Annotated in this window: 18 protein-coding genes; all 18 read left to right on the top strand. The window is 29.4% G+C overall.

All coding sequences use genetic code 11. From position 1 onward, the window contains the following. Positions 1-3 precede the first annotated feature (3 nt). The 18 genes from KGF45_RS12335 to KGF45_RS12250 all read left to right on the top strand — a co-directional run bounded on the left by KGF45_RS12335 (position 4) and on the right by KGF45_RS12250 (position 15,370). A complete protein-coding gene (locus tag KGF45_RS12335; protein WP_227842648.1) occupies positions 4-3,810 on the top strand; it encodes a phosphoribosylformylglycinamidine synthase in 3,807 nt (1,268 codons plus the stop codon). 202 nt (positions 3,811-4,012) lie between these two features. Next, entirely contained in the window at positions 4,013-4,885 is an 873-nt protein-coding gene (gene rfbD / locus KGF45_RS12330; protein WP_227827798.1) for a dTDP-4-dehydrorhamnose reductase, read from the top strand. Between the two features lie 109 nt (positions 4,886-4,994). Beyond that, positions 4,995-5,864: a glucose-1-phosphate thymidylyltransferase RfbA gene (gene rfbA, locus KGF45_RS12325; RefSeq protein WP_227839321.1), complete on the top strand. Its 870-nt coding sequence runs from the start codon at positions 4,995-4,997 to the stop codon at positions 5,862-5,864. A 49-nt stretch (positions 5,865-5,913) separates the two neighbouring features. Beyond that, on the top strand, positions 5,914-6,471 hold the full coding sequence (gene rfbC / locus KGF45_RS12320; RefSeq protein WP_227842647.1) for a dTDP-4-dehydrorhamnose 3,5-epimerase: 558 nt from the start codon (positions 5,914-5,916) through the stop codon (positions 6,469-6,471). 35 nt (positions 6,472-6,506) lie between these two features. Continuing rightward, positions 6,507-7,490, top strand: a complete 984-nt coding sequence (rfbB, locus tag KGF45_RS12315) for a dTDP-glucose 4,6-dehydratase (RefSeq protein WP_227842646.1) — start codon at positions 6,507-6,509, stop codon at positions 7,488-7,490. Between the two features lie 38 nt (positions 7,491-7,528). Beyond that, positions 7,529-8,197: a lytic transglycosylase domain-containing protein gene (locus KGF45_RS12310; protein ID WP_227842645.1), complete on the top strand. Its 669-nt coding sequence runs from the start codon at positions 7,529-7,531 to the stop codon at positions 8,195-8,197. An 8-nt stretch (positions 8,198-8,205) separates the two neighbouring features. After that, positions 8,206-8,634, top strand: a complete 429-nt coding sequence (locus KGF45_RS12305; RefSeq protein ID WP_227842644.1) for a YaaR family protein — start codon at positions 8,206-8,208, stop codon at positions 8,632-8,634. 23 nt (positions 8,635-8,657) lie between these two features. Further along, positions 8,658-8,972 carry a FliM/FliN family flagellar motor switch protein gene (locus KGF45_RS12300; protein WP_227834892.1) on the top strand — a complete coding sequence of 105 codons (315 nt, stop codon included), beginning with the start codon at positions 8,658-8,660 and terminating at the stop codon, positions 8,970-8,972. Between the two features lie 151 nt (positions 8,973-9,123). Further along, the gene (flgM, locus tag KGF45_RS12295; protein WP_227839316.1) at positions 9,124-9,399 is read left to right on the top strand and encodes a flagellar biosynthesis anti-sigma factor FlgM; all 276 of its coding nucleotides are present in this window, start codon (positions 9,124-9,126) and stop codon (positions 9,397-9,399) included. Between the two features lie 4 nt (positions 9,400-9,403). Continuing rightward, complete coding sequence (locus KGF45_RS12290; RefSeq protein WP_227842643.1) at positions 9,404-9,820, top strand: flagellar protein FlgN; 417 nt, start codon at positions 9,404-9,406, stop codon at positions 9,818-9,820. Positions 9,821-9,837: 17 nt separating this feature from the next. After that, positions 9,838-11,148, top strand: coding sequence for a flagellar hook-associated protein FlgK (gene flgK / locus KGF45_RS12285; protein ID WP_227842642.1), 1,311 nt, complete (start codon positions 9,838-9,840; stop codon positions 11,146-11,148). Between the two features lie 18 nt (positions 11,149-11,166). Next, positions 11,167-12,099 (top strand): flagellar hook-associated protein 3, encoded by a 933-nt coding sequence (locus KGF45_RS12280; protein ID WP_227839313.1) that lies wholly within the window; start codon positions 11,167-11,169, stop codon positions 12,097-12,099. Between the two features lie 15 nt (positions 12,100-12,114). After that, positions 12,115-12,507: a flagellar assembly protein FliW gene (gene fliW, locus KGF45_RS12275; protein ID WP_227839312.1), complete on the top strand. Its 393-nt coding sequence runs from the start codon at positions 12,115-12,117 to the stop codon at positions 12,505-12,507. Further along, a complete protein-coding gene (csrA, locus tag KGF45_RS12270) occupies positions 12,501-12,713 on the top strand; it encodes a carbon storage regulator CsrA (protein ID WP_095892764.1) in 213 nt (70 codons plus the stop codon). Before fliW ends, csrA begins: the two co-directional genes overlap by 7 nt. Positions 12,714-12,734: 21 nt before the next feature. Beyond that, complete coding sequence (gene fliS, locus KGF45_RS12265) at positions 12,735-13,130, top strand: flagellar export chaperone FliS (protein WP_227839311.1); 396 nt, start codon at positions 12,735-12,737, stop codon at positions 13,128-13,130. Beyond that, positions 13,130-13,486 (top strand): flagellar export chaperone FliS, encoded by a 357-nt coding sequence (gene fliS / locus KGF45_RS12260; protein WP_227839310.1) that lies wholly within the window; start codon positions 13,130-13,132, stop codon positions 13,484-13,486. The genes fliS (KGF45_RS12265) and fliS (KGF45_RS12260) overlap by 1 nt, the downstream gene beginning before the upstream one ends. Positions 13,487-13,508: 22 nt before the next feature. Continuing rightward, positions 13,509-15,032, top strand: a complete 1,524-nt coding sequence (gene fliD, locus KGF45_RS12255; protein ID WP_227842641.1) for a flagellar filament capping protein FliD — start codon at positions 13,509-13,511, stop codon at positions 15,030-15,032. Positions 15,033-15,034: 2 nt separating this feature from the next. Then, positions 15,035-15,370, top strand: a complete 336-nt coding sequence (locus tag KGF45_RS12250; RefSeq protein ID WP_227842640.1) for a flagellar protein FliT — start codon at positions 15,035-15,037, stop codon at positions 15,368-15,370. Positions 15,371-15,399 lie beyond the last annotated feature (29 nt).

Here is a 15,399-nt window from a genome sequence, read left to right as displayed (position 1 = left end):
GGTATGTTGAATACTGAAAATAAAGACTCAATGGTTAGAAGAGTACTAGTTGAAAAAAGAGAAGGTTTTGACCTTGAGGCTAAAGCTTTAAAAAAGGATTTAGTGGAAAGTTTACACATAAGTAGTATAGAAGATTTAAGAATATTAAATAGATATGATGTAGAAGGAATATCAGAAGATGTTTACGAAAATGCAGCAAAGACAATCTTTTCTGAGCCAAATCTAGATGTAGTATACTATGAGGAAATACCAGAATTAAATGGACAAAGAGTATTTGCAATAGAATTTCTACCTGGTCAATATGACCAAAGGGGTGACTGGGCAGCTCAATGTGTCCAAATAGTAAATCAAGGTATAAGACCTGCTATCAATACAGCAAAGGTTTATATATTATCAGGTAAAATAACTGATGAAGAATTTAGCAAAATAAAAGATTACTGCATAAATCCAGTGGATAGTAGAGAAGCATCTTTAGAAAAACCAGAAACATTAAAAATGGAAACTGAGATACCAACATCAGTTGAAATATTAGATGGATTTATAGATTTAAATGAAGATGGATTAAAATCATTTGTAAGTGACAAAGGGTTAGCAATGACTTTAGGAGACTTACAACATGTTCAAAAATACTTTAAAGATACAGAAAAGAGAAACCCAACTATAACAGAAATAAAAGTTTTAGATACTTATTGGTCTGATCATTGTAGACATACTACTTTTATGACTGAAATAGAAAATGTAAAAATAGAAGATGGTAAGTTTAATGATATAGTAAAAGAAGCGTATCAAATGTATCTTAACTCAAGAGACAATGTATATGTAAACAGACACAAAGATATATGCTTAATGGATATAGCTACAGTTGCAGTAAAAGAATTAAAGAAAAATGGTAAGTTAAATGATTTAGACGAAAGTGAAGAAATAAATGCATGTAGTATAAATGTAGATGTTGAAGTTGATGGAAAGATGGAAAAATATTTAGTAATGTTTAAAAATGAAACTCATAACCATCCAACTGAAATAGAGCCATTTGGTGGAGCAGCTACTTGTTTAGGTGGAGCTATAAGAGACCCATTATCAGGAAGAAGCTATGTTTATCAAGCAATGCGTGTTACAGGAAGTGCTGACCCAAGAACAACTTTAGAGGACACTTTACCTGGAAAGCTTATGCAAAGAAAAATAACTACAGAAGCAGCTCATGGATATAGCTCATATGGTAACCAAATAGGTCTTACAACTGGACAAGTTGCAGAAGTATATGACGAAAACTTTGTTGCAAAGAGAATGGAAATAGGTGCGGTTATAGCAGCAGCACCAAAAGAAAATGTAGTAAGAGAAAGACCTGAAGCAGGAGATGTAATAGTTCTTCTTGGAGGAAAAACAGGAAGAGATGGCTGTGGAGGTGCAACTGGTTCATCTAAAGAACATAGTGAAGAGTCAATATTAACTTGTAGTGCGGAAGTTCAAAAAGGTGATGCTCCTAACGAAAGAAAAATACAAAGATTCTTTAGAAATAAAGAAGTTGCTCAAATGATAAAAAGATGTAATGACTTTGGAGCAGGTGGAGTTTGTGTTGCTATAGGTGAGATTGCTGATAGTTTAGATATAAATTTAGACTTAGTTCCTAAAAAATACGATGGACTTGATGGAACAGAACTTTCAATATCAGAATCACAAGAGCGTATGGCAGTAGCTATAAAAAAAGAAAATAAAGATAAATTTATACAATTAGCTGTAGAAGAAAACTTAGAAGCTACACATGTAGCTACAGTAACTGACACAGGATATTTAAGAATGTTCTGGAATGGAAAGGCAATTGTTGATATAAATAGAGAGTTTTTGGATACAAATGGAGTAAAACAAACTACTGATGTTCATGTTGCTAAAGTAGATGAAGAAAATACATTCTTTGCTTCTAATGAAATAGTAAAAGATGTTAAATCTGCAAGTATGAAAGATAAATTTACAAAAGTATTATCAGACCTTAACGTTTGTTCTCAAAAAGGATTAGTAGAGATGTTTGATAATACAATTGGTGGTAATACAGTACTTATGCCATTTGGTGGAAAGTACCAAGCTACTCCAACTCAAGGTATGGTTGCTAAGATACCAGTTCTTGGTGGAGAGACTAATACTTCTACAATAATGACTTATGGATATAATCCAAAAGTAGGAAAATGGAGTCCATTCCATGGAGCTTTATATGCAGTAGTAGAATCTGTATGTAAATTAGTTGCTATTGGAGGAAATTACAGCACAACAAGACTTACATTCCAAGAATACTTTGAAAAACTTGGTAACAATCCAGAAAAATGGGGTAAACCATTCTCAGCACTTTTAGGAGCATTTTATGCACAAAGTAAGTTTGAGATACCTGCTATAGGTGGGAAAGACAGTATGTCTGGTACATTTAAGGACATTGAAGTTCCACCAACATTAGTTTCATTTGCTGTTGATACAGTAGACGCTAAGAAAGTAGTATCTCCAGAATTTAAAAAAGCAGATTCAAAAGTAGTAATGTTATGTGTAAATAAATCAGAAAATGATGTTATAGACTTTGAAGAATTAAAGAAAAACTTAGATAAAGTAAGAGAACTTATACATGGAAATAAAGTTTTATCAACATATGCATTAGGATTTGCAGGTGTGGGAGAAGCAATAAGTAAAATGGCTTTTGGTAACAAAATAGGATTTAAGTTTAGTGAAGAAGCTGAAAAAGTATGTACAGATGATAAATTATTTGAAGCTAGTTATGGAAATATAGTACTTGAATTAGCAAATGATGATTTGAGCATGTTAGATGAATATAATTACATAGTGCTTGGAAGTACAGTTAAAGATGCTAGTATATTCATTAAAGGCGAAGAACTTTTATTAGATGAATTATATAAAGCGCATTGTAGTACTTTAGAGCCTATATTCCCAACTAAAACAGAAGAAGTAAAATCAAAAATAGAGACTATAAGCTATATATCACAAGGAGAGGCTAAAAAATCATCATTAAGTATAGCTACTCCAAGAGTATTTATACCAGCATTCCCTGGAACAAACTGTGAATACGATTCTGCAAGAGCATTTGAAAGAGCAGGGGCTAATGCAAATATAAGAGTATTTAAGAATTTAACTTATAAAGACATAGAAGATTCTATAGATACAATAGTGAATGAAATAAAATCTTCTCAAATAATAATGTTACCAGGAGGATTTAGTGCTGGTGATGAGCCAGATGGTTCTGGTAAATTTATAGCTACTGTATTTAGAAACCCTAGAGTTCAAGAAGCTATAAATGAGTTTTTAACTCAAAAAGATGGTCTAATGTTAGGTATCTGTAATGGATTCCAAGTGTTAATTAAGTTAGGTTTAGTTCCATATGGAGAAATAAGAGTTCCAAGTGAAAGTGCACCAACACTTACTTACAATAATATTGGCCGTCATCAAGCTAAGATTGCTAGAACTAGAATTTCATCTAATAAATCTCCTTGGTTAGCTCAAACTAATGTTGGAGATATTCACAATATAGCAATTTCTCATGGAGAAGGTAAATTTGTTGCTAGTGAAGATGTTATGAGAGAATTAATTGCTAATGGACAAGTAGCAACTCAGTATGTTGATTTTAATAATGAAGCTACTTATGATATTGAGTTTAATCCAAATGGTTCATTCTATGCTGTTGAAGGTATAACTAGTGCTGATGGTAGAGTGTTTGGTAAAATGGGACATTCTGAGAGAATTGGTGGGGAAGTATTTAAGAATATCATAGGTGAAAAAGACCAAAAGATATTTGAATCTGGAGTTAAGTATTTTAGATAGGATTCTGATAATTAATTGGTAATTAAAACATATATTTTAAATATTTAGACTTAGAGAGATGTAATAATATGATGATAATCATTTGATATTACATCTCTTTTTTACTTACATAAAAATATATTCTACGCAAGTCAAAATATAAGCTATGTTATAATTAATTATTAAGAGGAATTGAATATTTACTGGAGGATGAAAATAATTAATGAAAATATTAATAACAGGGTCTAATGGCCAATTAGGAAAAGAATTGGTCAACCAATTAAAATCAATCAATCAAAGTATGAATCAACCAAAATATACTATATTAGCTACAACAAGAGATGATTTGGATATATCTAATCAAATTAATGTAGATGATTTTATTTTATATAACAAACCTGATGTAGTTATAAACTGTGCAGCATACACGAAGGTTGATGTATGTGAAGATAATATAGAAATTGCATATAAAATAAACGCATTAGGAGCAAGAAGTCTAGCAATCGCATCAGAAAGAGTTAATGCTAAACTTGTTCATATATCAACTGACTATGTATTCAATGGTTTTTCTAAATATCCATATAGAGAAGATAATAAAACTGAACCTAATTCTGTGTATGGAAAAAGTAAACTTATGGGAGAAAAATTTGTGGAACAATTCTCACATAAGTACTTTATATTGAGAACAGCATGGCTATATGGTGATGGGAATAATTTTGTAAAGACTATGATAAAACTTTCTTTAGAAAACAAAGAAGTTAATGTGGTTAATGACCAGTTTGGAAGTCCAACAAGTACAGTAGACTTAGCAAAGGTTATAATAAGAATCATGGAGACAGAGAATTATGGAGTTTATCATGCCACATGTGAAGGGCAATGCAGTTGGTATGATTTTGCTAAAAAGATATTTGAATTAAAAAATATAGATATAAAAGTAAATCCAATTAAAAGTAGTGATTTTAAAAGTAAGGTTCAAAGGCCACAATACTCTGTACTAGATAATTTTATGTTAAAATTAATAGGATTAAATTCGTTTAGAGTATGGGAAGAGTCTATTGAAGAGTATCTAAAAGTATATGACATAGATAGGAAATAAATATACTGATTGTAGAAAATAAAATAAGATATTACATAAAATATAAATATTTCTTTTATTTATCCGATAATCATAATATGACAAAAACAATTTTAAGGATGGAATAAATATGAAGGGAATTATTTTAGCAGGAGGGTCTGGAACAAGACTATATCCTATAACAAAATGTATATCAAAACAAACACTTCCAATATATGATAAACCAATGATATATTATCCTATGTCAGTTCTTATGTTGGCAGGGATACAAGATATACTAATAATATCCACACCAAGAGATATAACAGCATTTGAGGAATTATTTGGAGATGGAAGTTCATTAGGACTTAAAATAACATATGCAACTCAGGAGAAACCAAATGGGATTGCAGAAGCATTTATAATAGGAGAAGAATTTATAGGAAATGATAGTGTATCTCTTGTATTAGGTGATAATATATTTTATGGGTATGGATTTAGTGAAAGATTAGAGAATGCAGTTAAAAGAACTGGAGCAACTATATTTGGATATCATGTTAGTAATCCAAATGCGTTTGGTGTTGTAGAATTTGATAAAGATTTTAATGTTTTATCAATAGAAGAAAAACCTAAAATACCTAAATCTAATTATGCTATACCAGGGTTATACTTTTATGACAATGATGTTGTAGAAATAGCAAAGCTTGTTGAACCATCAGATAGAGGTGAATTAGAAATAACTTCGATAAATAATGAATATTTAAGAAGAGGAAAATTAAAGGTAGAACTTCTAGGAAGAGGTATGGCTTGGCTTGATACTGGTACACATAAAGGTCTATTAGATGCTTCTAACTATGTCGAAGTGGTTCAAACAAGACAAGGATTGTACATAGCATGTTTAGAAGAGATTGCATATACAAAAGGATACATAAGTAGAGAACAATTAATGAAATTAGCCAAACCACTGATAAAAACTGAGTATGGTCAATATCTATTAAATTTGGCTAGTGAAGATATGTAATTATGGTAAATAAAATTTATTATAAATTTTATTAAGGGAGTTTGTTATAATGGGAAAATTTAATTTTATAAAGACAAAAATAGACGGATTATATATAGTCGAACCAAATGCGTTTTGTGATGAAAGAGGATATTTTATGGAAAGTTACAATAAGAAGGATTTTATGGAGCAGGGTCTTGATATGTGTTTTATTCAAGATAATGAGTCTAGCTCGAGAAAAGGTGTTTTAAGAGGAATGCATTTTCAAACTAAATATCCTCAAGGAAAATTAGTCAGAGTTACAGAGGGAGAAGTTTTCGATGTTGCAGTTGACCTAAGAAAAGATTCACAAACATTTGGAGCGTGGGAAGGAATAATACTGTCTGATAAAAATAAAAAGCAATTTTATATTCCAGAAGGATTTGCACATGGATTTTTAGTTTTATCAGAAAAAGCAGTATTTAGTTATAAGTGTACAAATTATTATTACCCAGAATTTGAGAGTGGTTTTATATGGAATGATAAGCAAATATCGATTGAGTGGCCTTTACAAGGAATTGAAGAACTATTCCTATCAGCAAAGGACAAAAAACAAAAAAGTTTTAAAGATATTTGTATAGAACGTTAATAAAATTTATTAGAATTAACATTTAGGAGAAAAATATGAAAAAAATACTAATAACTGGAGGAGCAGGATTTATTGGAAGTAATTTTGTACATTATATGCTTAATAAGTATGTAGATTATTTTATTGTTAATCTAGACTTGTTGACTTATGCTGGTAACTTGGAAACATTAAGAGAAATACAAGACAAGCCCAATTATAAATTTGTTAAGGGAGATATTTCAGATAGAGAACAGGTATATAATTTATTTGAAGAAGAAAAATTTGATATGGTTGTTAACTTTGCTGCTGAATCTCATGTGGATCGGTCAGTTGAAAATCCACAATTATTTATCCAAACAAATATTATAGGAACTCAAGTGCTTCTAGATGCATCTATGAAATATGGAGTAAAAAGGTATCATCAGATTTCTACAGATGAAGTCTATGGTGATTTACCAATTGATAGAAAGGATTTATTTTTTACAGAACAATCTACTATCAATCCAAGTTCTCCTTATTCAGCCTCTAAAGCATCAGCAGATTTATTGGTGAACTCTTACTATAGAACATATGGCTTGCCAACAACCATATCTAGATGTTCAAATAATTATGGACCATATCATTTCCCTGAAAAATTAATACCTATTATGATTTTAAATGCCTTAGAAGATAAAGATTTGCCAGTGTATGGTAATGGAGAAAATGTAAGAGATTGGTTACATGTATACGACCATTGTACTGCTATAGATTTAATAATACATAAAGGTAATATAGGTGAGGTTTATAATATAGGTGGTCATAATGAAAGAAGTAATATAGAAGTAGTAAAAACTATATTAAATCTTTTAGGTAAATCTGAGGATTTAATATCCTATGTAAATGATAGACCTGGTCATGATTTAAGATATGCTATTGATCCATCTAAAATAGAGAATGAGTTAGGTTGGAAGGCAAAATATGATTTTGATTCAGGTATAAAAGAAACAGTTAAATGGTATATAGAGCATGAATATTGGTGGAAATCTGTTCTATCAGTTTAGATTGGATGTTTATAAAATTTAGAAAGGGGAGTTTTATATTGAATGAGATAAGTTCATTAATTAATATATTGGCATTGACTCAATTATCTGGTAGCAACACTACAAATCAGTGTAACTGTACATATAATAATTCATCTGGATTTGATATGATTATGATGACATTGTTAAAAGCATTGTCACAAAATAATCAACAGACTTCTAATGGATATAATTTATTGTCTAATTCTGAAAATTTATTTAACGAGCTTGATAATGTAGTAAATAATACAGCTAGTAGGTTTATAGACGTTGATACAAAAGATAAAAATGTAAAGTCAAGAATTGAAAATGCTGTAGAGCAAGCATCAAAAAAATATAATGTGGATGCGAATCTTATAAAAGCAATAATTAAAGTTGAATCGGATTTTAATCCAAATACTGTATCTTCTGCTGGTGCGAAGGGTCTTATGCAACTTATGCCAGAAAATTGCAGAGATTTGGGTGTTACAGACCCTTTTAATATAGAGCAAAATATAGATGCTGGAACTAGACACATTAAGGAATATATTGATATGTTTGGAGGGAGCATAGAAATGGGATTAATGGCATATAATGGTGGTCCTGGAAGGATGAAAAGTAGAGGGGTAGAATCAATTTCTGACTTGTATAAAATGCCAAAAGAAACACAAAATTATATTCCTAAGGTTATGAAATATTATAGAGGGTAGGCTTTATTATGGGTATAAATATAGATAAACTAAACATAAGTCCAAGTAGAAATATAGAGGTTAAGAAACTGAAAGAAAATAATAAATTTTATGATAACTTAAACTCTGTAAAACAATCTTCTTCAATAGAAGATATAAAACGAAATCTGGAAAGTGTAAAAAAGGCAGGGGAAAGGCTTGTACTTACTCAAAACTATGGCGATATTAGTATATATAAAAATGCAGTAAAAGAATACCTAAAATCTGTTGTAGATAACATGTATTCACTTGATAAAAATAGTAGCTTTTGGGAGCATCAGTATTATAAGAATGTAAAGATTGTTGACAATAAACTTGAGGATATGACTAGTAAGTTACTTAGTGAAGAAAAAGAAAACATAGATATTGTTTCTACTGTTGATATGATACAAGGCTTGTTGATAGATATGTATAGATAAGGTTATACAAGGAGAAAAATTTTATGAATAGCAAAAAAGAGGATATATATGAATTGAATTTTGGGCAACTAATAGAAGAAAAGACTGGTGTTATAGAAGAAAATCAAAATGTTTTTAATGCAAAAGTAAACGTAGCTGTTTCTATAGGAAACACAACAGAAACAATAAAAAATATATTAGATTTAAAAGAAGGCTCTATAATAAAACTAAATAAGAATGTGGATGAAAAATTAGATATATATGCAAATGATAGATTGTTTGCTTATGGAGAAAGCATTATTACAAATGAGAAATTATCTGTAAGATTATCTAAAATAGAAGATTCAGATATAAATTAGCATTTTAAATAGTATCCCTTTAGGCTATTCTGTATGAGTTTAGCTAAGGGGATATTTTTATAAAAAATTTAAAATATGTTTAAATCATATAAATGTTTTTGTTTTCTGAGCGATAACTAAATTATAAGTATGTAATTTTGGAGGTGAAACTATGGATATTAAAAATGTAAGTTCAAATATTGTAGTGAATAATTATTTAAAGAATACATCAGGTGTAAAAAAAGTGGAAGAAGTTCAAAAAACTAGTAAAACAGACAAGATAGAGCTATCTAAATTTGCAAAGGAAATGGCAAGTGTATCAAATATGAGTGATGAGACTATTAGAAATAAAAAAATCGATGAAATAAAAAATGCATTGGAAAATGGAACTTACAAAATAAAACCAGAAGAAATTGCGAAAAAAATGATAGAGGATATGCGAGGATAAAGTCATGATTACAGACTTAAAAGTTATAATATATGAAGAAAAAAAGATACTTAATAATATGATGGAATTATTAAAAGAACAATTTGATTATATAGTTGTAAAAGATATAGAAAATTTAAATAGGTTAAATACTGAGCTAGAAGATATTAGTAGAGAACTTGCATCTATAGAGATAAAGAGAAGACAACTTTTTAATGATGATATTTCAATGAGTGAAGTTGTTGAAAATAGTAATGATGAATATTTAAAAGAAATATATACAGACTTAAAGCACATTATTGCTTTAGCTAAAAATCAACAAGAATCAAATGATTCTCTGATAAAGAAAGAACTTATTTTTACGAAAAAAATGATTAATTTTATAAAACCAGCTGATAAACAAACTACAACTTATAATTCTTATGGAAATATTAGAAAATAAATATTGGGAGGAGAAATATGGCAGGATTATTTTCCATTTTAAATACAGCTAATTCAGGAATGAATGCGCATCAAAAAGCAATACAGACAATTTCTCATAATATAAGTAATCTAGATACAGAAGGTTATTCTAGGCAAAGGACAGAATTTGCAACAAATAGTCCAATGTATATGCCTAGTTTGAACAATGCAATTGGAAGAGGTCAATTAGGTACAGGTGTGCATGTAACAAATGTAACAAGAGCTAGAAATAGTTTTTATGATTACCAATTTAGAGCAGAAGCTCATAAATATGGTAATACAGTTTCAAAGTATGACTATTATAATACTATAGAAACTATAATAAATGAACCATCAGATTATGGTATATCTGCAGGTATAGACGACTTTTTTAAAGGATGGGAATCATTAGCAAAAGATATCAATAGTGATAGTAAAAAAAGTCTGGTGGTAGAAAATGCATCAAATCTAGCAACTTTAATAAGTGAGAGTTATAAGAAACTTGATAAGTTAAAAGGAGATATAGATGATAATATAGACTCTGAGATAAAACAGATAAATGACATGTTAAAAAGTCTTGAAGATTTGAATAAATCTATTGATGTTATATCTGGTTCTGGCTCTACTCCAAATGATTTGCTTGATGAAAGAGATAGAATATCAGATGACTTAAGTTTTAAATTAGACCTTGAAAATGGTGATGTTAAAAGTATGCTTGCAGATGGAAAATTAGAACTTAATGAATTAAAAAATGCAGATGGAACTTGGAAAACAGGTGTATCAGGAACCTTACAAGGCTTGTTTGAAATGCATGGTAAGATTGATACATATAAAAGCGATTTAAAAGACGTATCTGATGGATTAGCTAAACAAATAAATGATGTTTATAATACATCTGCTGGAATAACAGTAACAGATTTTTTTATAACGTCAAATGTAGCTGGTGAAGATATCATAAAGGTAAATCCAGCTATAAAGAGTAACCCAAATGAATTAAAGCTTACTGCTGATGAGGCTTCAAAGATTGCTAAGCTAAAAGATGAAAAAATAGATATTGGGGCAGTTGGTGGAAAAGTAAGTACAATAAGTGACCACTATAAAGCTTTTGCAGAAGTAGTAGGTTTAGATTCTAAAAAGGTGAATCAAGATGAAGTGAATCAACGTAAAATTATAAATAATATTGATAGCTCACGAATGAGTGTTTCTGGTGTATCTTTGGATGAAGAAATGACAGAGCTTATAAAAGTACAACGTTCCTATCAAGCTAGTGCAAAAGTTATGTCAACAGCTGTGCAACTGTTGGATGTTGTAATAAATGGAATAATTTAATAGAAGGGGGAATTTATAATGAGAGTTAGTACAGGTATGATGTCTAGCAGTTATCTAAACTCGCTACAAGATAATCTACAAAGATTAGATAAGGTTAATAGACAAGTTAATACAACAAAAGAAATAAACAAACTATCCGATAATCCATATAAAGCAATAAAAATATTGAACTCAAAAAGTGAAATAAAAACTATGGAGACTTATGTTGAGAATTGTAAAGATACAGCAAGTTGGTTAGAGACTACTGATACTTCATTAGATCAGCTTGGAAAGTTGTTGTCAGATATAAAGAAAAATTTAGTAGCAAGTGGTGATGGTGCATATTCAGAGGATGAACTAAAGACTCTTAGCAACTCAACTAATGAAAAAATGAAAGAAATTGCAAATGCTTTAAATGCAACACATGAAGGAAAATACATATTTTCAGGTTCAAATACAGGTGTACCTCCTGTTGAATGTATAGATAATGCTGATGGTTCAGTGAGTTTAAAGTTTAATTCTAGTCTAAATCTTAATAAATTAAATGACTCTTTGAGTATGGATATAGCTCAAGGAATAAGTGTAGATTATAATGTTAAATTGAGTAGTCTTGGATTTGACCCAACACAGGCTGACCCCTTTAAAGAGTTAAATAATATATCAAAAAAATTAGCAAATCCAGATGCTGATGCTATAAAAGAGCTGACAACAACTTGTTTAGGTGACATGGAACAACTAATAGAAAATACAGTAAATGTTAGGTCTATATATGGTACAAAAGCAAATACAGTAGAGGCTATGAAGGAAAAAAATGATGATAGTTTGATACAATTGAAGGATATTTTATCGCAAAATGAAGAGATAGATTATGGAGAAAAGCTTGTTCAATTAAAGGCAGCAGAATTAACTTATCAAGCTTCTCTACAAACAGGAGGAAAGTTATTTAATGTATCTATATTAGATTACATATAGTAAAATAACGCATATATGATGAAAGTTACATTGAAAAAAGGTATACTAGGATTTGAAAATCTAAGAGAATATGAACTTTTAGATATAGAAAATAATGATATTTTAAAAGAGTTTAATTCTACTGAGGAAGATTGTATAGGATTTATTGTTGTATCACCATTTGAAATTATTAAAGAATATGAGATAGTCTTAAATCAGGATACAATTGAAAAACTAGAAGTGAAATCTCCAAATGATATTATGTTATTGAACATAATCACTCTTGGACAGACGCTTGAAGAATCAACTGTGAACATGAAAGCTCCTATAGTAATAAATGTAAGAAATAATTTTGGAATGCAAATAATTTTACAGGATGAGAAATATTCAATAAGGCATCCATTACTGAGAGGTGATGGTGGATGCTAGTCATTTCAAGGAAAAAAGATGAAGCAGTACTTATAGGAGAGAACATAGAAGTCAAAGTTGTAGGAGTAGATGGAAATAATGTCAAACTAGCCATATCAGCTCCTAACAATATAAATATACTAAGAAAAGAAATATATGAGAAAGTAAAGAGTGAAAATATAAAGGCTACAAATAAAAATATAAAAATTTTAAAATCATTAAAATAAAATTCTTGGAGGAAGTAATATATGTATGGAGAAAACCCTTATAGTTCTTATAAGCAAAATGCTGTTTTTATGGCATCAAAAGAACAATTGTTGCTTATGCTTGTTGATGGGGCAGTAAAATATACAAAAATAGCCAGAAGAGCTATTGTAGATAAAAATACACAAAGAGCACATAGAGAGCTTATAAGAGTACAGGATATATTTACAGAATTAATGGTTACATTGGACCAAAATGCAGGACAATGGGCAAAAGATATGTACAAAGTTTATGATTTTGTAAGATATGAACTTTCAAGAGCCAATATTAGAAAAGACATTCAGATAATAGATAATGTGTTACCTGTAATAGAGCAAATTAAAGATACATGGCATGAAGCTGATAAAAAAAGTAAAGAAGAAAGAAGTAGGTATAAATAATGGATTTAAATTTAGATAAACTAAATGAGTTATCAAAAGAAGAACTACTATTAATGCTTGTAGATGCTACAGTAGAATATACTAATATATCAAGAGTAGCACTTTTAAATAAGGATTATTTGAAAGCACATAGTGAACTTGTGAGAGTTCAAAATATATTTACAGAATTAATGACTACATTAGACCAAAATGTAGGACAATGGGCAAAGGATATGTATAAGGTTTATGAATTTATAAAAGCTGAATTAATAAGAGCTGATGTAAATAAAGATATTAAAATAATTGATGACATATTGCCAATAGTAGAACAGATTAGAGATACATGGCATGAAGTTTATAGTAAATTAGAAGTATAATTATGGATGGGGGGATAAATATATGTCAAGTATAAGTCCTATAAGAGTTACAGGCCTTTCAGGAAATTTTGATATGGAAGGTATAATAGAAGCTAGTATGATTAGAGATAAGGAAAAAGTTGATAAAGCAAAACAGGCTCAACAAATCGTTAAATGGAAACAAGAAATATATAGAAATGTTATACAAGAATCAAGAGATCTTTATGCTAAGTATCTAAATATAGATTCTCCTAACAGTATAATAAATAAAAACTCATATTCTGCTACAAGAATAAATAGTTCTGATGAAAGTATTATAGTAGCAAAAGGCTCAGCTGGTGCAAATAAAATAAATTACCAATTTGCAGTTTCTCAAATGGCTGAACCAGCAAAAGTGACTATTAAATTAAACGCAAGTACTCCTCTTGTTCAACAGTTTCCACCAAATGCTAATGGAGCTAGTTCTTTAACTATAGGAGACGTAAATATACCAATATCTGAACAAGATACTACAAGTACTATTGTAAGTAAGATAAACTCACTTTGTGCAGATAATGATATAAAGGCTTCTTATAGTGAGATGACAGGTGAACTGATTATTTCAAGAAAACAGACTGGTTCGTCATCAAACATTGATTTAAAAGTAAGTGGAAATGACAATTTAGCTCAGCAAATAGCTAATGATAATGGTATCACATTTGCAACTGATGCTGGTGGGAATAAAGTGGCAAGTGTATATGGAAAAAATCTAGAAGCTGATGTAACTGATGAACATGGAAGAGTAACACATATAAGTAAAGAACAGAATTCATTTAATATAGATAATATTGACTATAATGTAAATTCAAAAGGAACTGCAAAGCTGACTTCTGTTACTGATACTGAAGAAGCCACTAAAAATATGAAGGCATTTGTGGATGATTATAATAAATTGATGGACAAGGTCTATAGTTTAGTTACTACCAAAAAACCAAAAGATTATCCGCCTCTTACAGATGACCAAAAAGAAGATATGACAACTGAAGAAATAGAAAAATGGGAAAAGAAAGCTAAAGAAGGTATACTTAGAAATGATGATGAGTTAAGAGCTTTTGTTGAAGATATTAGGTCTGCATTTTTTGGAGATGGAAAAAATATTACTACTTTAAGAAAACTAGGAATCAATGAAAGTGAAAATTACAACAAAAAAGGTCAAATATCATTTGATGCAGATGCTTTTTCAAAGGCTCTTATAGATGATAGTGATAAAGTATACAAGACACTAGCGGGTTATTCTTCAAATTATGATGATAAAGGAATGTTTGAAAGGCTGAAAGATATTGTATATGATTATACTGGAAGTTCAGTTTCTAAATTGACTAAAAAAGCAGGTATAGAGAAAACTGCTTCTGCTAGTGAAAATGTATATTCAAAACAAATTGCAGAACAGGAAAGAAATATAAATAGACTAGTTGACAAAATGAATGATAAAGAGAAAAGACTTTATGCTAAATATTCAGCTTTGGAGTCTTTATTAAATCAATATAATTCTCAAATGAACTATTTCTCACAAGCACAAGGTAATTAGTTATGGATAAATTAGAAGAAAAAATAAATTTATATAAAGATATATCTTTACAGATTATAAAATTGATTGAAAAAGAGGAGTATAAAAATATAAGTAATAGATTAAATGATAGACACAATATTATAAACAGTATAAGTGAAGTGGATAAAAATGATTTCATACAACTTTATAATGATATGGAATTAATTGCAATTGATGATAGAATAAGAAACTCTTTACAAGAACAATTGTCAGAAGTAAAAAAAGAGTTACATGAGTACAAGCTTACTAAGCAAGTAAACACAATGTATTATAGCTTAAATAGAGAAAAAGTAAATATTTTTAATAAAAAAGTATAAAGTTATAGGTTAACTTGTCCGATTATATA

This window comes from Clostridioides sp. ZZV14-6154 (genome assembly GCF_020657785.1).
Taxonomy (GTDB): Bacteria; Bacillota; Clostridia; order Peptostreptococcales; family Peptostreptococcaceae; genus Clostridioides.
This window is presented reverse-complemented; position numbering and strand designations above follow the sequence as displayed.